Origin of the sequence: Arthrobacter pityocampae (assembly GCF_002927275.1) — a bacterium.
Lineage (GTDB): Bacteria > Actinomycetota > Actinomycetes > Actinomycetales > Micrococcaceae > Arthrobacter_D > Arthrobacter_D pityocampae.
Genome location: NZ_PRKW01000002.1, coordinates 184925 through 209022, shown reverse-complemented (window position 1 = coordinate 209022; position 24098 = coordinate 184925). Strand labels below are relative to the sequence as shown.

Genomic DNA, 24098 nt, shown 5'->3' with positions numbered 1-24098 from the left:
TACCGTCCGCCGGGTGGATGGCTGCTGACCGGACCCGCCGGGCGCCGGCGAGCAGGGCCGGCCGGGAGGGCAGGCCCCCGACGGCGAGCGCAGGGCCCGGGCTGAGCGCAGCCGAGGTGCGGGACCGCACGGAGTCGGGGCTCGCCAACACGGGCCCGGACTCCACCGGGCGCTCCCTCGCCGGCATCCTGCGGACCAACGTGCTCACCCTCTTCAACGTGGTCGTCGGCGCGTGCTTCCTCGCCCTGGTGCTCCTCGGCGCATGGCAGGACGCCCTGTTCGGGTTCTTCATCGTCGCGAACACCCTCATCGGCGTGGTCCAGGAGTACACCGCCAAGCGTGCCCTCGTGCGCCTGGCGGTGCTCGAGGCCCCCCGGGCGTTCGTGCGCCGCGACGGCGTCGACGTCGGGTGCGCCGTCGAGGCCGTCGTCCTCGACGACCTGCTCGTGCTCCGCCCCGGGGAGCAGGTACCGGCGGACGCCGTACTCGTCGAAGGCCGCGGACTGGAGATCGACGAGTCGCTCCTCACCGGCGAAGCGGTCCCCGTGGCCGTGACGGTCGGGCGAGCGCTGATGAGCGGGTCGACGATCGTCGCGGGGACGGGGTTCGCGCGGGTCACCGGTGTGGGCGCCGCGTCCTATGCCGCCAGGATCACGTCGGAGGCCCGGCGGTTCTCGCTCGTCGACAGCGAGCTGCGGCGGTCGATCGGCCGGGTGATCCGGTGGATCTCCCTCGGGCTGGTGCCCCTCTCGGTCCTCGTGGTCAACGGCCAGATGCAGGCGGCGGGCGGATGGCCGGCCGCCCTGTCGAGCGGAGCATGGCGCGAGGCGACCATCACCGCCGTGGCGAGCATCAACGCGATGGTGCCCGCGGGCCTGGTGTTCATGACCTCGGTGGCACTCGCGGTCGGCGCGGCGCGCCTGGCCCGGCAACGCGTGCTGATCCACGAGCTCGCTGCGGTGGAGGGGCTGGCCCGTGTCGACGTCCTGTGCATCGACAAGACCGGGACACTGACCGAGGGGTCCTTCGCCCTGGACCGGCTGGAAGCGGTGGACGGCGCGCCCGCCGGGTGGCAGCAGGCGCTCGCCTGGTTCGCGGCGGACCCGGCGGCGAACACCACCGCGCTGGCCATCGGCGCCGGGGTCCCCGCCGTCCGGTCCGGGAGCGCGCCGCCGGAGGCCACGGTGGCGTTCTCCAGCCGTCACCGGTGGAGCGGCGCGCAGTTCGCCGGGGGCGGACTGCACGGCTCCTGGGTCCTCGGCGGCGCCGATGTGGTGCTGGGCGCGGACGGCCGGGAGAGCGGTGTCGTGGCGGAGGCCGCGGCGGTCGCCGCTTCCGGGAGCAGGACCCTGATCCTCGCGCACTCGCGCCGGCCGCTACCCCGGACCGGAGGGAGGACGGCGCCGGCCCTGCCCGCGGACCTCCGCCCCGTCGCGATGGCGGTGCTGCGTGAGCGCGTCCGCCCCGACGCCGCCGAGACGATCCGCTACTTCGGCGAGGAGGGCGTCCGGGTGATCGTCATCTCCGGCGATGATCCCGGCACCGTCCTCGCGGTGGCCCGGGAGGTGCGCCTGCCCGGCGCGTCGTCGGGCGTGGACGCCCGCTCGCTCCCGGAGGACCCCGCCGCCCTCGCCGGGGTCCTCAGGACCGGGAACGTCTTCGGCCGGGTCTCGCCGGACCAGAAGAAGGCCATGGTGCTCGCGCTGCAGTCCCTCGGGCACACCGTGGCGATGACCGGGGACGGCATCAACGACGCCCTGGCGCTCAAGCACGCGGACCTGGGCATCGCGATGGGTTCCGGCGCCCCCGCGACGAGGGCCGTCGCGAACCTCGTGCTCCTCGACGGAGGCTTCGCCCGGCTTCCCGGGATCGTGGCAGAGGGCCGGCAGGTGATCGCGAACGTCGAGCGGCTCGCGAAGCTGTTCCTGTCCAAGACCGTGTACGCGGTCCTGCTCGCCCTGGTCTTCGCGGTGCTGCTGTGGCCTTTCCCGTTCCTCCCGCGGCAGCTGGCCGTCGTGGACGGGCTCACCATCGGACTCCCGGCGCTGGTGCTCGGGCTCCTGCCGAACACCCGGCGTTACCGTCCGGGGCTCCTGCGGCGCGTGGGCCGGTGGTGCGTCCCGTCGGGGATCGTGGTGGCGCTCGCGGTGTTCGGCGTCGTCGCGTACGCCCGGGGTCCCGCCGGTGCCTCCACCACGCAGATCCAGACCGCCGCGGTCATCACGCTGACGCTGAGCGCGCTCTGGGTGCTCGTCGTGATCGCACGACCGTTCACCAGGACCACCGCGGGCATCGTGGTCGCCGCCTACGCCGGCCTGCCCCTGCTCCTCGCACTGCCTGCCGCCCGGGCCTTCCTCCAGCTCGAGGTCCCCCCGCCGCAGCTGGTGCTCGTCGCGCTCGCCGTGTCCCTCGCGGCCAGTGTCGTGCTGGAGCTCGTGCACCGGCGGATCAGGTCCTGACCCGGCTCCCGTCGCCGCTGCCGGCGCCGCCTCCATCAATGTCACCGTCACCTCCATCGATGTCGACTCCATCGATGTCGTCGTCACCGCTCCCGTCGTCGTGGTCCCCGAGGCCCCGCGCCGCCAGGGCCTCGCCCGTCCTGTGGGCATACGCGACGGCGCCGATCACGAGCGGGGTCACGGCGACCCGCGGGTCGCGGTCGAGGCCGCGGGCCTTCGCGGCGTCCCGGACGTCGACGAAGAGTCCGGCGAGGTAGGGGATGCTGCGCAGCATGACGGACAGGGCGAGGGCGAAGCGCTCCGGCTGGGCGCCCAGCACCCGGAAGGGGCCGGCCAGCCGGACCACGCCGTCGAGGATGTCCTGGACGGGGGTCGTGAGTGTCAGGGCCCGCGCCGCGAGCAGGCAGGCGATGATCCCGCCCACGACGCCGAACGCGGCGGCCCACCCCTGCAGCCAGACCTGGTAGAGGGCGAGGATCACGAGGACGGGTGCCGCCGGGAGGAGCATCCGGAGGATCCGGGCGGGGGAGCGGTGCGCCCCGACCATCAGCACGGCCAGGGTCAGGAGCAGCGCGACGCCGGTGACGGACGGTGAGCGCCAGGCGAGCACGACGCCGGCGCACGCGAGGGACCCGGCGGCCTTGACGGGCAGCGGCGTCCGGTACAGGAAGCCGTGGCCGGGCTCGTAGAGGCCCATCGTGCTGCCGAAACCCCTCACGGGCCGTGCACCGGCCCTCCGACGAGCGCGCGGTAGTGGGCGACGGCGTCGGCGGGCGCCCCGTCGAAGACGACGGCACCGGCGTCGACGACGAGCGTCCTGTCGGCCTCGAGGGCGAAGTCCAGGTTGTGCGTCGTGAAGACGACCTGCTGCTCCAGGCCGGCGATGAGGGCCCGGACCCGGGCGTCGTTGCGCAGGTCCAGGAGCGTGGTCGGTTCGTCGGCCACGAGGATCCGCGGCTCGACGGCGAGCACGACGGCGAGTGCCAGGATCTGCCGTTCGCCGCCGGAGAGGTCGTAGATGCTGCGGTCGGCGAGGTGGTCCACGCCGAAGCGCCTCAGAACGTCCCCGGCCTGCCGGCGGCGCTCGGCAGGGGGCAGCTTCCGGGTGCGCAGGGACAGTTCCACGTCCTCGCGCCCTGTGGGCATGACGAGCTGCGACAGGGGATCGGTGAACACGAAGCCGACGGCGCGCCGGACCGCGCGCCCCGCCGTCCGGGTGTCCCGACCGAAGACGCTCACCGACCCGGCCGACGGGACGAGGAGGCCGTTGATCAGGCGCAGCAGGGTCGACTTGCCGGACCCGTTGGCGCCGATCACCGAGACCCGCCGTTCGCGCAGCGTCGCGGTGGCGTCGAGGATGGTCCGCCCACCCTCCACGCGCACCTTTGCGCCGGCGAACTCAATCACGGGCAGCGCGCCCGGCGAGGAGCCGGGGGAAGGCGCGGTGCACCGAGACGGCGATGACCGCGGCCAGGAGGTTCTTGAGCACATCGCCCGGCAGGTAGACGGCGTCGACGGCCACGGCTTCCGGCAGGGGCAGGCCCGCGTTGACCATGAGGCCCGCGATGCCGAGGGGGTGGATGGTCACCAGGCTCGCCGAGAGGCACGCCAGGAAGAGAAGGGGAACCCGGAACCGCTGCCGGCGCAGGACGACGACGGCGAGGAGCCCGGCGACGAGGGCCGCGAGGGGGAACGCCACGAGGTAGCCCGCGGACGGCCCGGCGAGCACGCCGAAGCCCCCGCTGAACCCGCTGAACACCGGGAGTCCGATCAGCCCGGCGACGAGATAAAGCAGGACGGCGGCCGTGCCGCGCGCCGGTCCGAGGACGATCCCCGCGAGCATGACCCCGAGGGTCTGCAGCGTGATGGGCACCCCGAGCGGGCCCATCGGGATACCGGGTAGGATTGCGAGGGCGGCAATGAGGGCGGCGAAGACCGCGACCAGCGAGAGATCGGTGGCATCCCACCGTCGTCCGGACAGGCGTCCGGAGGACGGGCGACTGCGGACCGGGTCGGCGGTGATCTTCTCGGCTGGCTGCATGGCACTCGCTCCTTCAGCGGGCCGGAGTCGCACCGGCTGCTCCGGTGATTCGTCGACTTCCTCCAGCCGTCACTGCTTCTGTACCGAGACTAGCGCCGGTCATCCGGGGATCCTTTGTGGGATTCCTACAACAACGCCGTCTCCGGCACCACCGAAAGGCCACACCGTGATTAGCGTATCGAACCTGGAGCTGAGAGCGGGTGCCCGCCTGCTCATGGACGAGGTGTCTTTCCGCGTCGACAAGGGCGACAAGATCGGCTTCGTGGGGCGCAACGGCGCCGGCAAGACGACGCTCACGAAGGTGCTCGCGGGTGAGGCGCTCCCGGCTGGCGGCACGGTCACCCGGTCCGGGGAGATCGGCTACCTGCCCCAGGACCCCCGGACCCCGAACATGGAGCAGCTCGCCCGCGACCGCATCCTCTCGGCCCGCAACCTCGACGAGGTGGTCAGCGAGCTGCGCCAGGCGCAGGAGGACATGGCCAGCGACAAGACCTCGGTCCGCAACAAGGCCATGGCCCGCTACGACCGCATCGAGGCGGCGTTCCTCGCCGGTGGCGGGTACGCGGCCGAGGCCGAGGCGGCGTCGATCTCCTCGAACCTGTCGCTGCCCGAGCGGATCCTCAACCAGCCCCTCAAGACGCTCTCGGGCGGCCAGCGCCGGCGCGTGGAACTCGCCCGCATCCTCTTCTCCGGCGCCGAGACCATGCTCCTCGACGAGCCCACCAACCACCTCGACGCCGACTCCATCGCCTGGCTCCGGGAGTTCCTGAAGAACCACCAGGGCGGCCTGATCGTCATCAGCCACGACGTGGAGCTGCTCGAGGCGACCGTGAACAAGGTGTTCCAGCTGGACGCGAACCGCGCGACCATCGACATCTACAACATGGGCTGGAAGCGCTACCAGATCCAGCGGGAGACCGACGAGCGTGCCCGGAAGCGCGAGCGCGCCAACGCCGAGAAGAAGGCGCACGTCCTCATGGACCAGGCGAACAAGATGCGGGCGAAGGCCTCGAAGGCCGTCGCCGCCCAGAACATGGCCAAGCGTGCCGAACGGTTGCTCGGCAACCTCGACGCCGTCCGCACCTCTGATCGTGTAGCCGCGCTGCGCTTCCCCGAGCCGTCGCCGTGCGGCAAGACGCCGATGACGGCGGAGGGACTGAGCAAGTCCTACGGCTCCCTCGAGATCTTCACCGATGTGGACCTCGCCATCGACCGCGGGTCGAAGGTGGTGATCCTCGGGCTCAACGGTGCGGGGAAGACCACCCTGCTGCGGATGCTCGCGGGCGTCGACGCCCCGGACACGGGCAAGGTCGTCGCGGGCCACGGCCTGAAGGTCGGGTACTACGCGCAGGAGCACGAGACCCTGGACACGCAGCGCACGGTGCTCGAGAACATGAAGTCCTCGGCCCCGGACATGCAGGACGCCGAGGTGCGCGGCATCCTCGGGTCCTTCCTGTTCTCCGGCGACGACGTCGACAAGCCCGCCGGGGTGCTCTCGGGCGGCGAGAAGACCCGCCTGGCCCTGGCGACCATCGTGGCGTCCTCGGCGAACGTGCTCCTTCTGGACGAACCGACGAACAACCTCGACCCCGCCAGCCGGGCCGAGATCCTCGGCGCCCTCAAGAACTACAGCGGTGCCGTGGTCATGGTCAGCCACGACGAGGGCGCCGTCGACGCCCTCGACCCCGAGCGGGTCGTCCTCCTGCCGGACGGCGTCGAGGACCTCTGGAACGACGACTACCTGGAGCTGGTCACCCTCGCCTAGGGGTTCCGCGACTACCCTTCCAGGGCGGGTTCACGGAGCGGGACGCCCGCTGCGTGTACTCCGTTCGCGGCGGCCGACAGGACGTCCTTCGCCACCTTGAGGATGATGGTGTCCAGGGAGCACGCCGGGTTGAACCGGGCGAGGCGCCGGGCGAGCGTACAGTCCGGGGCGCCGCAGCGGGTGTCCTCGGCGGTGCGGGGGGAGCCGCCGTCCGGGACGAGGGTGATCCTGCTGCGGCTGCCCAGGAGCTGGACCGTCCGATGCGCCAGTGCGAGGTCGGAGACCTCCTGGACGCCGCCCAGGTCCAGGACGAGCCCCCGGGCTGCCGGTTCGGCGATGATGCGGGCCATGGCCGGGACGATGTCCCCCACATAGGAGTAGCAGCGGGCCCGCCGGCCGTCTCCGGGGACGAGGAGCGGGTCGTTCCGCAGCGCGCACGCCACGAGCTCCGGGATGATCCCGCCGTAGCGGCGGGTCTGGCGGGGCCCCGCGACGGTGAAGAGCCGGACGATGGAGACCTTGAGCCCGTCGGTGTGCCAGTGGGCGTACGCGAGGGCCTCCTCGGAGCTGCTGACCACGGCGTCGTCCCGTCGCTGGGTGGACGGCCCGCCGGACGGGAGGCCGGACGATCGCTCCGCCGCGGCCGTGCCGGCAACCCTACCGCTGGAGGCGAGAAGCAGCTCCGTGTCCGCGGCCAGGCACGCGTCGAGGACGGCGCGGATGCCCTGACCGCCGGTGTGGGAAGATCCGGGCGGGCGGTCGCGGTCGGGCTCCGGACGACTCGCGCCGGCCAGATGGAAGACCCGGTCCGCTCCATCGACCACCCGGCGGACGGCTGTCCCGTCCCGACTGCTGCCCTCGTGGAGGGTGAAGGCCGGATTGCCCCGGCAGCCCTTCAGATTCTGCGGAGTGCCGCTGGAGAAATCATCCAGCACGGTGACGGTGTCCCCGGCGCCGAGGAGATACTCCGCCAGATGGCTGCCGATGAACCCGGCGCCGCCCACAATGGTCGTCCTCATTGAATCCCTCCGTTTCGGACGCTCGATCGCCCGCGACTGGAGTCTACGGAGCCCGGAGCTCCGACGAACGGGTGGGCGCCACTCGTCTCCGGGGCCGAAGACCCGCACGCGGTACCTGACAGTCCTCCCCGGATCGTGCGTGGTCCTCCGGAGGAGAGCCGCGGTGACGGTCCCGGCTCCGCGATCGGTCCCTAGCGCATGCCCCGCGCGTCGAGGATGGCGTCCTCCTCCTCCTCTGCGGAGGGGTGGCGACGGCGGCGGACCGGGCGGTCGGGAGCAGTGCCGTCCCGTTCGGCGTCACTCCTGCGCTGCTGCCGCGCGGCATAGCCGAGGCCCACGAAGGCGAGGACGCCGAACGCGAACCACTGCAGGGAGTAGGACAGGTGCGGCCCCTCGTCGATGGATGGCTTCGGCGCGGCGACCGGGGTCTCGGCGGCCGCCGGCCGTTCCAGCGCCAGCAGGCCGTAGGCGGCGTCCTGGAGGGGGTACTCCAGGCGCTCCGCGAGCGCCGGGAGATGGACCGAGGCGACCTGCCCCTCGGGGGCTCCCCGGTTCACCTCCGGCTCGCCCGGCCGGATCCGCGCCGTGACCTCGACGGTCCCTGCGGGCGGCGCCGGGACCGTGTCCGGCCGTCCTGCCTCGACGTTGCCGATGGGCAGCCACCCGCGGTCGATGATGACGGCGGTCCCGTCCTCGAGGCGCAGGGGAGTGAGGACCTCGTATCCCGGCTGGCCGTTGAGGGGCCTGTTGCGGACCACGACCTGCTGGTCGACGTCGTACGTCCCCGTGAAGGTCACCGGCGTCCACTCACGGGCCGGATCGAAGGCGTCGAAGCCGTTGACGCCCGGCACGTAGCGCTCCGGCGGGGCGTCGTAGTTCGCCTCGATGCGCTGGATGTCCTCCACGACGGCCTCGCGCCGCTCCAGTTGCCACCGCCCGAGACCCACGCACCCGGCGGCCAGCACCACGACCATGGCGAGCCAGCCGAGCCAGCGGGCGGAGAAGAAGTAGCGGAACACCTAGCGAGTCTCCATCGGTCGGTCGGCGGTCAGGGGAAGGGTCTGCTTCCAGAGCCCGCGATCCCGGAGATAGTCCTCGAACCACGCCACGTGGTCGGGGCACGACGCCCAGGCCTTCCGGCGCTCCGGGGTGTGGATGCGCGGGTTGTTCCAGAGCAGCTGCCACGCGGCGTCGTTCCGGCACCCCTTGCGGGAGCAGACCGGAGGCCCGCCCTCGGCCGACGGCATCCCGAACAGGCCGAGGCCCGCGGTGGGAGCTGCGGCCGCGGGCCGGCCGGTGGCCTGCGGGTCAGTCACGCGCGCCGGGCCTGCCCGGGGACGCCGCGTGCGACCCGTGATGCACGGGATCCGCGGACTCGTCGACGATCTCGCCGCTGAGGACGTCGTCGCCGTCGTCAGGGCCGGCGTCGACGACCTTCGCCTCGATCTCCCGCACCGGGGCGCGGTCGATCAGCGCATCACTGTGGCGGATGTTGCTGGTGTCGCTGCCGCCGTTCGCGACGATCACGGCGAAGTAGGGCAGGAACACCGCTCCGGCGATCATGACCCACTGCAGCCAGACGTAGGGGACCACGAACACCAGGACGAAGCAGACGAGGCGGATGCTCATCGACACCGAGTACCGGATCATGCGTGTACGCATCTCGTCGCTGTGCGATTCCCGAGCGTCGGAGATGCTGTGGACGTCTGCGTTGTGCTTCGTTTGCTTACTCATCACACTCCAGAAAGACTCCCTCCATTGTCTCATTCGGGGCCCCGTTCCCGAAGTCGAGGGATGCGCCGCTAGGATCGTCGGGACAGTCCGACCGCCGCCCGCGGAGGCGGTCCGAGCGGGCCGGAACGCCCGTCCGGACCGACCACGCGGTGGTCGGCAGGAACAACGTGGACCGGTCTCCGGTCCGCAGACAGAGGAGTTACCCCCTTGGCACGTGATGCAGACAGCACGACGACGGCGTCCGGCCGCAGCGTCCTCGTAACCGGAGGCAACCGCGGGATCGGCCTTGCCATCGCCAAGGTATTCGTAGCCAACGGCGACAAGGTTGCCATCACCTACCGAAGTGGCGAGATTCCCGAGGGAATGCTCGGCGTACGGGCCGACGTCACCAGTGAGGAGCAGATCGACGCCGCGTTCACGCAGGTCGAGGCCGAGCACGGGCCGGTGGAGGTGCTCGTCGCGAACGCCGGCATCACCCGTGACACCCTGCTCATGCGCATGAGCGAGACCGACTTCACGGACGTGATCGACACGAACCTGACCGGCGCGTTCCGCGTCGTCAAGCGGGCCTCGCGCGGCATGATCCGCCTCCGGCGCGGGCGCGTCATCCTGATCTCGAGCGTCACGGGCCTGTACGGGGCGCCGGGCCAGATCAACTACTCCGCCTCCAAGGCCGGACTCGTCGGCATCGCCCGCTCCCTGACGCGCGAGCTCGGCTCGCGGGGTATCACGGCGAACGTCGTCGCCCCGGGCTTCATCGACACCGACATGACCGCCGAACTGCCCGAGGAGACGCGCAAGAGCTACCTCGCCACCATCCCCGCCGGGCGCTTCGCCTCCCCCGACGAGGTGGCGGGGGTGGTGTCCTTCCTGGCCGGCGACGCCGCCGGCTACATCTCCGGTGCCGTGATCCCCGTCGACGGCGGACTCGGCATGGGCCACTAGACCGTCCCGGCCCCCATCCCACCACCCAGCCCACCAGAAGGAGCACCATGGCCACCCTCGAGGGAACCACAGCAATCGTCACCGGATCGTCCCGCGGCATCGGCGCCGACGTCGCGCAGCAGCTCGCCGCGCAGGGCGCCGCCGTCGTCGTCAACTACCGCCAGAAGGCGCCGCGCGCCAACAAGGTGGTCGCGGGGATCGAGGCGGCCGGCGGCCGGGCCGTCGCGGTCGGTGCTGACCTGACGACGCCGGAGGGCCCCGCAGCGCTGGTCGACACGGCGGTCTCGACCTTCGGCGGGCTGAACCTGCTGGTCCTCAACGCGTCCGGCGGCATGGAGACGGGCCTGGGGGAGGACTACGCGCTGAAGCTCAACCGCGACGCGCAGCTCGCCATGCTCGACGCCGCCACGGAGGTGATGCCCGCGGGCTCGCGCGTGGTCTTCATCACGAGCCACCAGGCGCACTTCATCGAGAAGGTCGAGACGATGGACGCGTACGAGCCCGTCGCGCGCAGCAAGCGCGCCGGTGAGGATGCCCTGCGCGCCCGCATCCCGCAGCTCGAGGAGAAGGGGATCTCCCTGATCGTCGTGTCCGGCGACATGATCGAGGGCACGGTCACGGCGACGCTGCTGGACCGGGCCACCCCGGGAGCCATCGAGGCGCGCCGCCAGGAGGCGGGCCGGCTGTACTCCGTCGCCGAGTTCGCGACGGAGATCGTCCGGATGGTCACGGCGGACGTCCCCACCGGGCACACCGAGTACGTGGGCGGCGCCCAGGACTTCCTCGCCAAGAGCTGACCCGCGGCCCCCGCGCCGCAGTCCCGGCTACAGTCCGGCGAAATGGCGGACGACGTCCAGGTCCGGGAGGTCCAGGGCGACGTCCGCCGCCGCACGGACGGCGGGCTTCGCGTTGAACGCGACCCCGAGGCCCGCCGCCCCCAGCATGTCGAGGTCGTTCGCCCCGTCACCGACGGCGATCACGGCCTCGGGGCGGACGCCCGCGCGGTCGGCCTCGGCGCGGAGGGTCCGCGCTTTCTCGCGCCGGTCGACGACGGCGCCCGCCACCCGGCCGGTCAGCGTGCCGTCGAGGATCTCGAGGTCGTTCGCCTTCGCGAAGGACAGCCGGAGGCGCTCGGCGAGGGGTGCCAGGACCTGCGAGAAGCCGCCGGAGACGACCCCCACGCGGTGCCCTGCGTGGAGGTACGCGGCCACGAGGTCCTCCGCGCCGTCGCTCAGCCGGATGCGGTCCACGACCTCGCCGATCACGGTGGCGGGAAGCCCCTCCAGCGCACGGACCCGGTGGTGGAGGGACTGGGCGAAGTCGAGCTCGCCCCGCATGGCTGCCTCGGTCACCGCGGCGACCTCCGCCTCGCGGCCGGCATGCGCGGCGAGCAGCTCGATGACCTCCTGCCGGATCAGGGTCGAGTCGACATCCATGATCAGCAGCTTCGGCCCGGGCGCGTACGTGGGCGACGGCACCAGGGCGGCGCCGACCCCGGAGGCGGCCGTCCACCGGGCGAGACCGGATCGCACCGCGGTCGCCGCTGCGGCGAGTCCGACGTCGAGGGTCAGCACCGTGTAGGTCGGGGTCGTGGCCGACGAGGCGGCCGTGACGTCGGCGCCGAGCCCGCGCAGCACCGCGTGCAGGTCCTCCCGCTGTCCGTCGTCGATCCGCCGCGCATAGGCGACCACCCGTGCCGTGTCCCGCATGCTCCCGCTCCCGTCCGCGCCGATACCGGCGTCCGTCCCTTCTGAGGTCCTGATCGTGGGCCCTGCCCGCAACCTGCCCGCAGCCTGCCCGCAGCCTGCCCGCAGCCTGCCCGCGGCCGGAACCGGCACGACCACCGGGAGGGCCGGGCCGTCCCGCGCAGGGCGCGCCGGTGGGGCACAAGCAGCGGAGGCGGCCTGTCGGTTTCGCCACGGGGCCGCTCCTTAGCCTAGTGTCTAGAACCATGAGTGACGTTCTGGAACTGGCGGGAGTAAGCCTCGTCAGGGGTGGCAAGACCCTGCTCGACGAGATCGACTGGCAGGTCAACGAGGGCGAGCGCTGGGTGGTCATGGGCCCCAACGGAGCAGGCAAGACCACCCTGCTGCAACTCGCCGGGGCACGGCTCCACCCCACCCGCGGCGTCGTCGGGATCCTCGACGAGGTCATGGGCGCCGTCGACGTCTTCGACCTGCGCCCGCGCATCGGCCTCGCCTCGGCGGCCCTCGCCGCCCAGGTCCCCGATCACGAGACCGTCCTGAACGTCGTCGTCACCGCGTCCTACGGGGTCACCGGCCGCTGGCGCGAGCAGTACGAGCGCCTCGACGAGCGCCGCGCCTTCCGGCTGCTGGACGCCTGGGGCATGTCCCGCTTCATGAACCGCCCCTTCGGCTCCCTCAGCGAGGGGGAGCGCAAGCGCGTGCAGATCGCGCGTGCGCTCATGGCGGACCCCGAACTCCTGCTCCTCGACGAGCCGGCGGCGGGCCTGGACCTGGCCGGGCGGGAGGACCTCGTGCAGCGGCTCACCGAGTTCGCCCGCGATCCGGAGGCACCCGCCATGGTGCTCGTGACCCACCATCTCGAGGAGGTCCCGCCCGGCTTCACGCACGCGCTGCTGCTGCGCGACGGCGTCGTGGTCGCGACGGGGCCGATCGGGGACGTGCTGACCGAGGAGAACCTGAGCGCCGCGTTCGACATCGCCCTGAAGGTGAGCGAGGAGAACGGCCGCTACAGCGCCGTCGCGCGGGCGTGAGTAGCGTGAGTAGTCCGTCCCACCGCGGCCGGCCCGCTCCCTGATGCCCGTCATCCCCCTCGACGCGGCCGATGATCCGCGGCTCTCGGACTACCGCGACCTCACCGACGTGCAGCTCCGCCTCGCGAAGGAGCCCGCGGAGGGGCTCTATATCGCGGAGAGTTCGAAGGTCCTCCGGCGCGCCGTCGACGCCGGGCACGTGCCGCGCTCCTTCCTGCTGGCACCGAAGTGGCTCCCCGACCTAGCCGACGTCGTCGCCCGCTTCCCGTCCGTGCCCGCGTTCGTGGCCCCCGAGGCCACCCTCGAGGCCATCAGGGCTTCCACCTCCACCGGGGCGCCCTCGCCGCGATGCACCGGCCCGCCCCCCGGCCCCTCGGCGACCTGCTGGCCTCCGCCCGGCGCGTCGCGATCATCGAGGACATGGTGGACCACACGAACCTCGGGGCGGTCTTCCGCTCCGCCGCGGCCCTCGGCGTCGACGCCGTGCTCCTCAGCCCCCGCAGTGCGGACCCCCTCTACCGCCGGGCCGTGCGCGTCAGCATGGGCAGCGTCTTCCAGGTCCCGTGGGCCAGGGCTGCCTCCTGGCCCGGGGACCTCGCCGTCGTGCGGGCCGCCGGCTTCACCCTCGCCGCCCTCGCCCTGGGCCCCGGGTCCGTCCCGCTCGGCGCGTTCCCGGCAGGGGACCACGAGCGGCTCGCCCTGCTGCTGGGCACCGAGGGGGACGGGCTGAGCGACGCCGCGCTGGCAGAGGCCGACGTCGCCCTGACCATCCCCATGCACGGCGGCGTGGATTCGCTGAACGTCGCCGCCGCGGCGGCGGTCGCGTTCTGGGAGTGCCGGCACGACGGCGGCATGCACCCGGCGCTTTAGCCTCGCCGGTGCTCCTGCGCTAGTATGGACAGCTGGCGCTGTCGCCACACTTTCAATTTCCGTGCCTGGCAAAATCCAGGCCACCAGAGAAGGTAGTCCTGTGAAGTCTGATATCCACCCCAAGTACCAGTCGGTCGTGTTCCGCGACCTGGCCTCCGACAAGGCGTTCCTGACGAAGTCGACGGTCGGCTCGGCGAAGACCATCGAGTGGGAAGACGGCAACACCTACCCTCTCATCGAGGTCGAGATCTCCTCGGAGTCCCACCCGTTCTACACGGGCAAGCAGCGCATCATGGACTCCGCCGGCCGCGTGGAGCGCTTCAACGCCCGCTTCAAGGGCTTCGGCGCGAAGAAGTAGTCCCGCTCCCTCGAGCACCGGACCCACCGTCCGACGGAAGAAGCCACGCCCACCCGGCGTGGCTTCTTCCGGTTAACGCACCACGGAAGGCACTGATGGACCAGGCACAGGAGGCCGGGCGCCTGCACGGCGAGTACAAGACCCCGGGCGGCAAGCTCACCGCGGTGGACCTCACCGTGGAGGACGGGCGCCTCGCGCACGTCTCGGTCAACGGGGACTTCTTCCTCGAACCCGACGAGGCGCTGCTCGACATCAACGCGGCACTGGAGGGCCTCCCCGAGGACACCCCGCCCGGCGAGCTCGCCGCGGCGATCACCCGGCGCCTCGACCCGTCGGCCGTCCTCTTCGGCTTCTCGCCGGCGGCCATCGCCACCGCGGTCCGCCGCGCCCTCGGCCGGGCGTCGGGCTTCGCGGACCACCGATGGGAGATCATCCCTCCCACGCCGCTGCCCACGGCCATGCACGTCGCCATGGACGAGGTCCTCACCCACGACGTCGGCGCCGGCTCCCGCAACCCGACCCTCCGCTTCTGGGAATGGCAGGCGCCGTCCGTGGTGATCGGCAGCTTCCAGTCCGTGCGCAACGAGGTGGACCCCGGGGGAGCCGAGCGGCACGGGGTCACGGTGGTGCGCAGGATCAGCGGCGGCGGCGCCATGTTCATGGAGCACGGCAACGCCATCACGTACTCCCTCTACGTGCCGCAGTCGCTGGTGGACGGCATGAGCTTCGCCGACTCGTACCCGTTCCTCGACGCCTGGGTCATGGAGGCACTGCAGCGGCTCGGCATCCAGGCCTGGTACCAGCCGTTGAACGACATCGCCACGGAGGTCGGCAAGATCGGCGGCGCGGCCCAGAAGCGGCTCGCGAACGGAGGGATGCTGCACCACGTGACCATGAGCTACGACATCGATGCCGACAAGATGCTCGAGGTGCTGCGCATCGGGCGGGAGAAGATGTCCGACAAGGGGACGAAGAGCGCCAAGAAGCGCGTTGACCCCCTGCGCCGCCAGACCGGTCTGGCCCGCGAGGAGATCATCGGGGTTCTGCTGGAGACCTTCCGCGAGCGCTACGGAGCGGTGGAGTCCTCCCTCTCGGATGACGACCTCCGCCGCGCCGAGACGCTGGTGGAGCAGAAGTTCGGCACCGAGGAGTGGCTCTACCGCGTGCCCTGAGCCTGCGCCCGCAGTGCCCGCAGGAGATGGTCGCGTTCCTCGACGATGATGCGGAGCAGGGCCGCCGGGGCGTCGCGGTTGGCGTCCAGCCAGGCGTCCGTCCGCAGCACCACAGCGTGCTCGTCGGGCGCGCCGTCGAGATCCTGGTGCCCCGGGTACAGGCCGCGGACGATCCTGCCCGCCATCTCGATGCCCCGGGTCGCCCAGACTCCGCGGAGCGCCTCGAAGTAGGGCTCCCGGTACGGGTCGAGGAGGTCGTGCGGGCCGAGCAGGAACCCTTCGATCGCGGCGCTGAGCAGCTCGTTCGAGAGCCGGTCGCCGTGCAGGGCCTCGTCCCACGTGACCTTCTTGATGGCCGCGTCGGGGAGCGCCGCGGAGGCGAGGGTGAAGCCCACCCGGCCCGACGCCGTCGGATCCGCGGCCCGCTCGGCCTCGAGTTCGCCGGGCAGGACGCGCTGCTGCGCGGCGAGTCCCTGCAGGAAGGACCAGCGGAGGTCTGCGTCGAGGCGCAGGCCGTCGATCCGCTCATCGCTGTCGAGCACGGCGCGGACGACGTCGGCGGCACGCCCGGCGCTGCGGGCGGTGGTTGCGAGGGCCCTGGCCCAGGCGAGCTGGAGGTCCGATCCCGCGGCGGCGGCCCGGAGGCCGTCCGCCAGGAAACCGCTCAGCCGCTCGCGCAGCGCCGGGCGCTCCCGGGCGGGGGAGAAGCGCTCGATCGCGGTGTGGGCGTTGGCCAGCAGGACCTGCAGCACGCCCACCCCGCTCTCCGCCGGCGCCGCGAGCATCACGGCGGACAGGTAGGCGCCGACCGGCAGGCGGGCGTCCCTCGTGCTGGACCACAGGGCGGTGAGGCACGTGGCCCGGGCCAGGGGGTCCTGCAACCGGTGGACGGAGGTCAGCAGCGTGGCGAGGGACCGCTCGTCGAAGGAGAGCTTGGCATAGGTGAGGTCGTCGTCGTTGACCAGCAGGAGGTCCGGCTGGGCCGTCCCGGCGAGCGCCGGGACGGCGGTCCGCCCGCCGTCGACCGTGACCGCCTCGGCGTGGGTCCGCACGAGCCACCCGTCGGCGTCGAAGGAGTACAGGCCCACCCGGATGCGGTGCGACCGGGGCTCGTCCCGGCCCGTCACCGGGTCCACGGCGTCCTGGACGATCGTCACCCCCGTGAGGACGCCGCCGTCGGCCGTGACCTCGGCGGTCAGGGCGGGGACGCCCGAGGTCTGGAGCCAGGACCGCGACCACGCGGCGAGGTCCCGCCCCGTCGCAACGGACAGCACGTCGAGGAGGTCGGCGAGCGTCGTGTTCCGGTACTCGTGCTTGCGGAAGTACTGCCGTGCGGCGGCCGTGAAGTCCTCGCGGCCCACGAAGGCCACGAGCTGCTTGAGCACGGAGGCGCCCTTCGCGTAGGTGATGCCGTCGAAGTTCTGCTTGGCGGCCTCGAGGTCGGGGATGTCCGCGACGATCGGGTGCGTCGTCGGGAGCTGGTCCTGCACGTACGCCCACGACTTGCGGCGGTTCGCGAAGCTGACCCACGAGGTGCTCCAGCGCGTGGCCTCCGCCACGGCGAGGGCGCCCATGTAGTCGGCGAAGGACTCCTTGAGCCAGAGGTCGTCCCACCAGGACATCGTCACGAGGTCGCCGAACCACATGTGCGCCATCTCGTGCATGATCGTGTTGGCCCGCGCCTCGCGCTGGGCCTCCGTGGCCGCGGACCGGAACACGTAGTTCTCGGTGAAGGTCACGAGCCCGGGATTCTCCATCGCCCCGAGGTTGTACTCGGGCACGAACGCCTGGTCGTACTTCCCGAAGGGGTAGGGGTAGTCGAAGAGGTCGTGGAAGAAGTCCAGCCCGCGCCGGGTCGTGTCGAAGATCTCGGGCGCGTCGAAGGACGGCGCCAGGGAGCGGCGGCAGTACAGGGCCAGCGGCACCTCGAGGCCCTCCCCGGCCGTGCCCGCGGCCCCGGCCCACGCGTCGGTCTCCCGGTGGTAGGGGCCCGCCAGCACGGTGGTGATGTAGGTGGAGATGCGCCGCGTGGGCGCGAAGGTCCAGCGCGCCGTCGGGGTGGCGGCCCCGGCCTCGGCGTAGTCGCCGGTCCGGGGCTCGACGCCGGTCTCCGCGCCGTTGGAGGCGACCGTCCAGTCGGCGGGCGCGACGACGCTGAACGCGAACGTGGCCTTCAGGTCCGGCTGCTCGAAGTTCGCGAAGACGCGGCGGGCGTCGGCGGGCTCGTACTGCGTGTACAGGTAGGTCTCGCCGTCGGCGGGGTCCACGAACCGGTGGAGTCCCTCGCCACTGGTGCTGTACCGGGCCCGGCCCGTGAGCGTCACCGTGTTGTGGTCGGCGAGGTCGTGGAGCAGGACGCGGGCGCCGTCGCCGGCCGTGGCCGGGTCGAGGACCCGCCCGTTCACCTCGAGGCCGGTGACCTCCCCGATGAAGTCGAGGAACGTGGACGCCCCCGGTTCCCGGCAGGAGAACACCACGGTCGTCGTCGTGGGGTACGTGTCCTCGTCGGCGTCCCGGGCGCGGGAGAGATCCAGGTGGACGGTGTAGCTCTCGGTCTCCAGCAGGGCCGAGCGGGCGGCCGCCTCGTCGCGGGTCAGGTTCTCGTTCTCCATCCGGTCATTCAACCACGCGCCCGCCGTGCCCCCGGGCCCGGGGCTGTGACGCCCGCCCGGGCCCGGGGGGACGGCGGACGAGGACGCCCCCGGCCGATGCCGGGGGCGTCCTCGTCCAGCGCTGGGTGCGGGTGGATCAGCCCGGCGGGACGACCTGGCCCTTGCTGACGATCGTGAGTCCCGAGTCGGTGACGGCGAAGCCGCGGCGGCGGTCCAGGTCCGGGTCGACGCCGATCGTCGCGCCGGCGGGGATGCGCACGTTCTTGTCGATGATCGCCCGGCGCACCACGGCGCCGGCCCCGACATGGACCTTGTCGAGGAGGACACAGCCGGTCACCTCCGCGGCCTCGTCGATGAACACGTCGGTGGCCAGGACGGAGCTCTGGACGGCGCCGCCGGACACGACGACGCCCGCCGAGACGATGGAGTCGTGGGCCTCACCCGACTGTCCCGAGGAACTGCGGACGAACTTCGCCGGCGGGGAGACGCTCTGCCGGGTGTAGATGGGCCACTGCAGGTTGTACAGGTTGAACAGCGGCAGCGGCGAGATGAGGTCCATGTTGGCGTCGTAGTAGGAGTCCATCGTGCCGACGTCGCGCCAGTACTGGCGGTCACGGTCCGTGGAGCCCGGGATCTCGTTGGTCGTGAAGTCATAGACCGCGGCGTCGTTGCGCTCCACGAAGTAGGGGATGATGTCCCCGCCCATGTCGTGCTTCGTGTCCAGGCGGGCGGCGTCGTCCTCGAGGGCCTTGAGGAGGGCATCGGTGGTGAACACGTAGTTGCCCATGGAGGCGAGGAAGCTGTCCGGATCGTCCGGGAGGCCGGGAGTGCTCTTCGGCTTCTCGACGAACGCCGCGATGCGTCCGGGATCGTCCGGGTCCGTCTCGATCACGCCGAACTGGTCCACGAGGTTCATGGGCTGGCGGACCGCCGCGACGCTGACGGACGCGCCGCTCTTCACGTGGGCGTCGACCATCTGCGCGAAGTCCATGCGGTACACGTGATCCGCGCCGATCACGACGACGATGTCCGGCTGAGCGTCGTGGATGAGATTCAGGGACTGGTAGATGGCGTTCGCGCTGCCCAGGAACCAGCTCTTGCCGCGGCGCTGCTGCGCCGGGACGGACGCGATGTAGTTCCGCAGCAGGGTGGACATGCGCCACGTCTCCGAGATGTGCCGGTCGAGGCTGTGGGACTTGTACTGGGTCAGTACCACGATCTGGAGGTAGCCGGAGTTGACCAGGTTCGACAGTGCGAAATCGATGAGCCGGTAGCTGCCCGCGAACGGTACGGCCGGTTTGGCCCGGTCCGCCGTGAGCGGCATCAGGCGTTTGCCTTCCCCGCCTGCCAGGACGACGGCAAGTACTTTCTTCGGTGCCACTTCAGACCCCCCGCTCTTCGTTGAGTGTTCTGCCTGCTCGATGGGTGGTCGATCAGCGTACGGAAACACAGTCCGGAACCCTTCCGGTTTCTTCACACTAGAGGACACAGGTCACACTGCACTACGTTGGACGAGTGCGAGTAGACATTGTGACCAAGGAGTTCCCGCCCGAGATCTACGGTGGAGCGGGGGTGCACGTCGCCGAGCTGAGCCGGGTCCTCGCGCCGCAGGTGGACCTGCGGGTCCACGCATTCGGGGCGCCCCGACCGGACGAGTACCACGGGGCCTCCGTGCTCTCCTACGGCGTCCCGGAGGGCCTCGCCGGAGCCAATCCCGCCGTCCAGACCCTGGGCACCGACCTGCAGATGCTGGAGGCGATGGCGGGTGCCGACCTCGTCCACTCCCACACCTGGTATGCCAACATGGCCGGGCACCTGGCGTCGCTCCTGCACGGCGTCCCGCACGTCCTCAGCGCGCACAGCCTCGAGCCGCTGCGCCCCTGGAAGGCCGAACAGCTCGGGGGCGGCTACGCGGTGTCCTCCTGGGTGGAGAAGACCTCCTACGAGGCGGCGGCCGCCGTCATCGCCGTGTCCGCGGGGATGCGGGCGGACATCCTCCGCAGCTACCCCGACGTCGACCCCGGCAAGGTCCACGTGGTCCACAACGGGATCGACGTGGCCCAGTGGTCCCGCGACGAGGACGACGACGCCCTCCGCGCCCACGGCATCGACCCGGACCGGCCCAGCGTCGTGTTCGTGGGCCGCAACACGCGGCAGAAGGGCGTACCGTATCTGCTGCGCGCGGCCGCGCACCTGCCGGCGGACGTGCAGCTCGTCCTGTGCCTCGGCGCCGCCGACACCCCGGAGCTGGCCGCCGAGACCGAGGTGCTGATCTCCGCGCTGCGGGAGAAGCGCGGCTCGGTGGTGCTCATCGAGAAGATGCTGCCGCGCCGGGAGGTCGTCCAGATCCTGAGCCACGCCACGGTCTTCGCGTGCCCGTCCATCTACGAGCCCCTCGGGATCGTGAACCTCGAGGCGATGGCCTGCGGAGCAGCCGTCGTCGCGTCGGCGACCGGCGGCATCCCGGAGGTGATCGACGACGGCGTGACCGGCACCCTCGTGCCCCTCGACCAGGTGCAGGACGGCACGGGGACGCCGCTGGACCCGGAACGCTTCGTCCAGGACTTCGCCGCCGCGCTGAACGCCCTCGTCGCCGACCCCGCGCGGGCGTCGGCGATGGGCGCCGCGGGCCGGCAGCGGGCGGAGCGGCACTTCGACTGGGGGTCCATCGCGGAGACGACCCTCGGGGTGTACCGCAGCGTGCTCTGACCCTCCCGTCGCTCCGGCGCGGGCGAGGCGGACCCGCCCCGCCCCACCGTCCGTGGTGGCCTTGATCTGCAGCCCGAGGGGCTAGTGGAACAGGTGGGTCGCGTCCCCCAATGCCGCTGACGTGCTCGTAGCCGTCCTTGGACTCGTCCTGGGCCCACCGGTCCGTCCAGTCCTCTGGGGCGTCGGCGTGTAGGGTTCGAGCGCGTCCTCGCTCTCGAACCCGGCAGCCTCCGCTGCCCCCTCGGACCACTCACCCGCGCCCTTCGGGATTCGAGTTCGTGGAGATGATCAGGGGCAGGTTACATCGCGGTTCGCGGTACCGCGCGGCCTAGCTCCCGTCGCTGCGCGTCACCGTCCCGGCCGTGTCCCCGCCATCGATGACGAACTCGGCTCCCGTGACGAACGAGGACTCGTCGGACGCCAGGTACAGGACGAGATCCGCGACCTCCCCGGGGTGGCCGACGCGGCCGAGGGCCACGTGGCTCATGTCCGTCGCGATGTCGGCCGTCATCGGCGTGGAGATCACGCCGGGGTGGACCGAGTTGACCCGGATGCGGTGGGGGCCGAGATCCAGGGCCGCGCTCTTGGTGAGTCCACGCACGCCGAACTTCGCGGCCGTGTAGGCGGGGATCTGCTCGTAGCCCCGCATGCCCGCGATGGAGGAGATATTGACGATCGACCCGCGTCGGGCCTGCTTCATCGCCGGGATGACGGCCTTGATGCCATGGAACGTGCCCGTCAGGTTCACGGCGATCACAGCATTCCACCGCTCCAGGGTGTACTCCTCGATGGGAGCGAAGTCCACGATGCCCGCGTTGTTCACCAGGATGTCCAGGCCGCCGAACGCGTCGACGGCGGCGGCCACTGCGTTCTCCCAGTCCTGCGGATCGGTCACGTCGAGGTGGACGCAGAGAGCGCCGGAGCCGATTCGTTCGACCGTCTCCGCTCCGGCGTCGTCGAGGATGTCGCCGATGACGACCCTTGCTCCTTCTCCGTGCAGCCGGGCTGCCACAGCGGCTCCGATGCCGCGTGCGCCGCCGGTGACCAGCGCTACCTTGTCGATGACCCGTTCCATGTGATCCTCCTGCAGTGTCGGTGGCTCCGTGGGTGGAGTCCAGGGCCCCGGAGCCGTGGGCCTGGGCCTTGTCGACAGGAGCCCGCCTCAGGGCAGGCCGGCCTCCCCGCACGACGACGGCGGAGCCGGAGGCGTGCGGCTCCGCGGCCGCCCGGGGTGCTGCACCGGGCGGGCGGCGGCGTCGAGCAGCCGCACGACGTCGTCGTCCTGCGTGGGCGAGAAGTCCCGGTAGTAGCGGCCCACCGACTGGAAGCCGCGTGGTGACGCCAGGCAGACGACCTCGTCCGCCTCGGTGAACGAGGCAGCGGTGCGGGCCGGCGCCACCGGCACCGCCAGGATCACGCGTGCCGCACCGAGCCGCCGGGCCACGAGGCACGCCACCCGTGCCGTGGAGCCGGTGGCGATGCCGTCGTCGACCACGACGACGGTGCGCCCGCGGACATCTACCCGGGTCCTCCCTCGCCGGTACCGGGCCAGGCGCCGCTCCAGGAGGCTGCGCTGCTCCCTCTCCACCGTGCCCAGGTCCTCCTCCCGGACGTGGGCCCGCGAGAGGACATGCGAATCGAGGATCCGCGCGCCGTTCTCACCGATGGCGCCCATCGCGAGTTCCGGCTGGTACGGCACTCCCAGCTTCCGCACCACGATCACGTCCAGGGGCGCATCGAGCGCCTTCGCGACCTCGAAGGCGACGGGCACCCCGCCGCGGGGCAACCCCAGCACCACGACGTCCTGACCCCGGAGCGCGGTGAGTCTGTCTCCCAGCCGCCGTCCGGCGTCGGTCCTGTCCAGGAACTCGACCATCTTCCCTCACTAACGGCACGATCACGCCGGTCTCTGGCTCGATCCTCGACCCGGGCACGAGGTGTGATCAGAGGCTTTCGTCCCTGGCAGGCCAGGAGGTCGCCTCCCGGCGGATCCACGGGGTCGCCGGCCGGCGCCCCAGCGGGGCGGGATCAGGCCTGGAAGACGTCGTCGAGGGTGACCGCGGTGAGCCCGCGGTCGGCGAGCAGCTGCTCCAGCTGCTGGAACACGCGGGTCACGGGCAGGAAGTTCAGGTGCCCGATCACGATGTGGGCGGGCAGGAACCACTCACCGGCCAGGCCGAGGATCTCCTGCTCGGGGCGGTGCTCCGAGTCGGCCAGCGACCCGTACCACATGACGGGGGAGGTGTACCCGATGGACGCGGCCGCCGCATCCGTCCGTGCGTCGCGATAACCGTACGGGGGGCGGTAGTACGGACGGGGATCCACGCCGAACGTGGAGACGATGAAGTCGTGGTTGCGCTGCAGCTCGGCGACGACCCCTGCATCGTCGAGGCTGGTGAGATCGGCATGGGACCAGGTGTGGTTGCCGAGCTGGATCTGGCCGGAGTCGACCAGGGGCCGGAGCAGCGCCGCGTGCTCCGACCACCCGGGGTAGCACCCGTTGAGGAAGAAGGTCAGCCGGGTGCCGCTCGTGCGCGCGAACTCGAGGTAGCGCCGGATCACCTCGCCGTCCGATCCGTCGTCGACCGTCCAGGCGAGGACCTGGTCGGAGGTGGGCAGTCCGGTGATGACGCCTGCGGAGACCGGCACCTTGGCCATGGCGGGCGGTGGCGGGAGCGGGGTGGGAGTGGGCGTCATCGGTGACGGTCCGGCGGACGGCAGGGACGGACCTGAGGGCGCTGCCGTCGTCGGGGCCGCGCCGGGGACGCCGGTGGCCCGGGCGCATGCGGCCAGACTCAGGCCCACGCTTCCGGCGATGACGGCGCTGATGAATGTCCGGCGCTCCAAATGACTGCCCTTCCCCCAGGAGAATCACGGAGCACGGACCAGCCGATACCCACGTTCGGATCTCACACTACGTGCCTGACACCGTTCTCCCCGACGGTCCGGGATGATGACGTGCATGGAGGACGTTCTGCGGCACGTGATCCGCATCCTTTCCAGCAGCCTTCGCACCGGCGGTCGGCTGGTGGCGATCGACGGCGTCGACGGCAGCGGCAAGACGTCCTTCGCCGCCCGCCTGGCCGCCGCGATCGATGATCGGCCCGTGATCGTCGTCCACGCCGATTCCTTCCTGAACCCGTCCTCCATCAGGCATGGGAAGGGGCGCTGTTCGCCGGAGGGGTTCTGGGCGGACACCTACGACGACGCGGCTCTGAGCGAGCACGTGCTCCGACCGCTCGGCCGCGGCGGGAACGGCTGGTACTCGGCGGCCTCCTACGATCCGGTGGCCGACCGCACAGCGGTGACGGAACCCGTCCGTGCCCCGGTTGATGCGCTGGTCCTGGTGGAGGGCATGTTCCTGCACCGCGACGAGCTGGCCTCCCACTGGGATGCCTCGGTCTTCCTCGACGTCCCGTTCGCGGCGACCGCGGCGCGCATGGCCGCCCGGGACGGGAGCAACCGCGACCCCGAGCATCCTTCGATGCGCCGCTACGTCGGTGGCCAGCGCCTCTATTTCGAGGCCGTGCGCCCCTGGGAACGCGCGACGGTCGTCGTCGACAACCGGGACTTCACCGCACCGGGAATCATCCCCGCCCACGCGGTCTCGGCGCTCCGATGACCTCCATGCCGGGTGGCGTTCCAGCTCCACCCGACCCGGAGGTCCGCGCGGTGCT

Annotated in this window: 22 protein-coding genes and 1 pseudogene; 10 read left to right on the top strand and 13 right to left on the bottom strand. The window is 71.6% G+C overall.

Translation table 11 applies throughout. The features are described from left to right. Nucleotides 1-17 precede the first annotated feature (17 nt). Entirely contained in the window at nt 18-2459 is a 2442-nt protein-coding gene (locus C4K88_RS04865) for an HAD-IC family P-type ATPase (RefSeq protein ID WP_104120509.1), read from the top strand. Here the strand turns inward: C4K88_RS04865 and C4K88_RS04860 are convergent. From C4K88_RS04860 to C4K88_RS04850, 3 genes are read right to left on the bottom strand one after another with little or no spacing between them, the layout of a single operon-like run. Continuing rightward, entirely contained in the window at nt 2449-3177 is a 729-nt protein-coding gene (locus C4K88_RS04860) for an energy-coupling factor transporter transmembrane component T family protein (RefSeq protein WP_104120508.1), read from the bottom strand. The genes C4K88_RS04865 and C4K88_RS04860 overlap by 11 nt on opposite strands. Next, on the bottom strand, nt 3174-3872 hold the full coding sequence (locus C4K88_RS04855; RefSeq protein WP_438502329.1) for an energy-coupling factor ABC transporter ATP-binding protein: 699 nt from the start codon (nt 3870-3872) through the stop codon (nt 3174-3176). The genes C4K88_RS04860 and C4K88_RS04855 overlap by 4 nt, the downstream gene beginning before the upstream one ends. After that, the gene (locus C4K88_RS04850; protein ID WP_104120798.1) at nt 3859-4500 is read right to left on the bottom strand and encodes a biotin transporter BioY; all 642 of its coding nucleotides are present in this window, start codon (nt 4498-4500) and stop codon (nt 3859-3861) included. The genes C4K88_RS04855 and C4K88_RS04850 overlap by 14 nt, the downstream gene beginning before the upstream one ends. 166 nt (nt 4501-4666) lie before the next feature. Between C4K88_RS04850 and C4K88_RS04845 the strand changes: the two genes are divergently transcribed. Continuing rightward, on the top strand, nt 4667-6265 hold the full coding sequence (locus tag C4K88_RS04845) for an ABC-F family ATP-binding cassette domain-containing protein (RefSeq protein WP_104120506.1): 1599 nt from the start codon (nt 4667-4669) through the stop codon (nt 6263-6265). An 11-nt stretch (nt 6266-6276) separates the two neighbouring features. Here the strand turns inward: C4K88_RS04845 and C4K88_RS04840 are convergent, their stop codons facing one another. The 4 genes from C4K88_RS04840 to C4K88_RS04825 all read right to left on the bottom strand — a co-directional run bounded on the left by C4K88_RS04840 (nt 6277) and on the right by C4K88_RS04825 (nt 9018). Continuing rightward, complete coding sequence (locus tag C4K88_RS04840; RefSeq protein WP_104120505.1) at nt 6277-7284, bottom strand: NAD-dependent epimerase/dehydratase family protein; 1008 nt, start codon at nt 7282-7284, stop codon at nt 6277-6279. Between the two features lie 191 nt (nt 7285-7475). Beyond that, a complete protein-coding gene (locus C4K88_RS04835; RefSeq protein WP_104120504.1) occupies nt 7476-8303 on the bottom strand; it encodes an SURF1 family cytochrome oxidase biogenesis protein in 828 nt (275 codons plus the stop codon). After that, complete coding sequence (locus tag C4K88_RS04830; RefSeq protein WP_104120797.1) at nt 8304-8531, bottom strand: hypothetical protein; 228 nt, start codon at nt 8529-8531, stop codon at nt 8304-8306. A gap of 61 nt (nt 8532-8592) precedes the next feature. Further along, complete coding sequence (locus C4K88_RS04825) at nt 8593-9018, bottom strand: DUF3099 domain-containing protein (protein WP_241521709.1); 426 nt, start codon at nt 9016-9018, stop codon at nt 8593-8595. 207 nt (nt 9019-9225) lie between these two features. On the opposite strand from C4K88_RS04825, the gene C4K88_RS04820 reads away from it, so the two are divergent. Together C4K88_RS04820 and C4K88_RS04815 are read left to right on the top strand one after the other, a co-directional pair. Further along, entirely contained in the window at nt 9226-9963 is a 738-nt protein-coding gene (locus tag C4K88_RS04820; RefSeq protein WP_104120502.1) for a beta-ketoacyl-ACP reductase, read from the top strand. A 47-nt stretch (nt 9964-10010) separates the two neighbouring features. Further along, complete coding sequence (locus C4K88_RS04815) at nt 10011-10760, top strand: SDR family oxidoreductase (RefSeq protein ID WP_104120501.1); 750 nt, start codon at nt 10011-10013, stop codon at nt 10758-10760. A gap of 27 nt (nt 10761-10787) precedes the next feature. Here the strand turns inward: C4K88_RS04815 and serB are convergent, their stop codons facing one another. Further along, nucleotides 10788-11672, bottom strand: coding sequence for a phosphoserine phosphatase SerB (serB, locus tag C4K88_RS04810; RefSeq protein WP_104120500.1), 885 nt, complete (start codon nt 11670-11672; stop codon nt 10788-10790). Between the two features lie 242 nt (nt 11673-11914). On the opposite strand from serB, the gene C4K88_RS04805 reads away from it, so the two are divergent. From C4K88_RS04805 to lplAB, 4 genes and pseudogenes are all read left to right on the top strand, one after another. Then, entirely contained in the window at nt 11915-12700 is a 786-nt protein-coding gene (locus C4K88_RS04805; RefSeq protein ID WP_104120499.1) for an ABC transporter ATP-binding protein, read from the top strand. A gap of 43 nt (nt 12701-12743) precedes the next feature. Further along, nucleotides 12744-13570 (top strand): annotated as a pseudogene (locus C4K88_RS04800) (TrmH family RNA methyltransferase). Nucleotides 13571-13670: 100 nt separating this feature from the next. Next, the gene (locus tag C4K88_RS04795) at nt 13671-13928 is read left to right on the top strand and encodes a type B 50S ribosomal protein L31 (protein WP_104051131.1); all 258 of its coding nucleotides are present in this window, start codon (nt 13671-13673) and stop codon (nt 13926-13928) included. A gap of 95 nt (nt 13929-14023) precedes the next feature. Beyond that, complete coding sequence (lplAB, locus tag C4K88_RS04790; RefSeq protein WP_104120498.1) at nt 14024-15100, top strand: lipoate-protein ligase LplAB; 1077 nt, start codon at nt 14024-14026, stop codon at nt 15098-15100. On the opposite strand, the gene pepN is transcribed toward lplAB, so the two are convergent. Both pepN and glgC read right to left on the bottom strand, forming a co-directional pair. Beyond that, complete coding sequence (gene pepN / locus C4K88_RS04785) at nt 15085-17712, bottom strand: aminopeptidase N (RefSeq protein WP_104120497.1); 2628 nt, start codon at nt 17710-17712, stop codon at nt 15085-15087. The two genes, lplAB and pepN, sit on opposite strands and share 16 nt — an antisense overlap. 136 nt (nt 17713-17848) lie before the next feature. Next, entirely contained in the window at nt 17849-19093 is a 1245-nt protein-coding gene (gene glgC / locus C4K88_RS04780) for a glucose-1-phosphate adenylyltransferase (protein WP_104120496.1), read from the bottom strand. 134 nt (nt 19094-19227) lie between these two features. Between glgC and glgA the strand changes: the two genes are divergently transcribed. Next, nucleotides 19228-20421, top strand: a complete 1194-nt coding sequence (glgA, locus tag C4K88_RS04775) for a glycogen synthase (RefSeq protein WP_104120495.1) — start codon at nt 19228-19230, stop codon at nt 20419-20421. Nucleotides 20422-20749: 328 nt separating this feature from the next. On the opposite strand, the gene C4K88_RS04770 is transcribed toward glgA, so the two are convergent. The 3 genes from C4K88_RS04770 to C4K88_RS04760 all read right to left on the bottom strand — a co-directional run bounded on the left by C4K88_RS04770 (nt 20750) and on the right by C4K88_RS04760 (nt 23268). After that, nucleotides 20750-21496 carry a glucose 1-dehydrogenase gene (locus tag C4K88_RS04770; RefSeq protein WP_104120494.1) on the bottom strand — a complete coding sequence of 249 codons (747 nt, stop codon included), beginning with the start codon at nt 21494-21496 and terminating at the stop codon, nt 20750-20752. A gap of 87 nt (nt 21497-21583) precedes the next feature. Beyond that, nucleotides 21584-22297: a phosphoribosyltransferase gene (locus C4K88_RS04765; protein WP_104120493.1), complete on the bottom strand. Its 714-nt coding sequence runs from the start codon at nt 22295-22297 to the stop codon at nt 21584-21586. A 152-nt stretch (nt 22298-22449) separates the two neighbouring features. Further along, nucleotides 22450-23268 (bottom strand): polysaccharide deacetylase family protein, encoded by an 819-nt coding sequence (locus C4K88_RS04760; protein ID WP_104120492.1) that lies wholly within the window; start codon nt 23266-23268, stop codon nt 22450-22452. 115 nt (nt 23269-23383) lie between these two features. Between C4K88_RS04760 and C4K88_RS04755 the strand changes: the two genes are divergently transcribed. Beyond that, the gene (locus C4K88_RS04755) at nt 23384-24043 is read left to right on the top strand and encodes a nucleoside/nucleotide kinase family protein (protein ID WP_241521708.1); all 660 of its coding nucleotides are present in this window, start codon (nt 23384-23386) and stop codon (nt 24041-24043) included. The last annotated feature ends 55 nt before the right edge of the window (nt 24044-24098 follow it).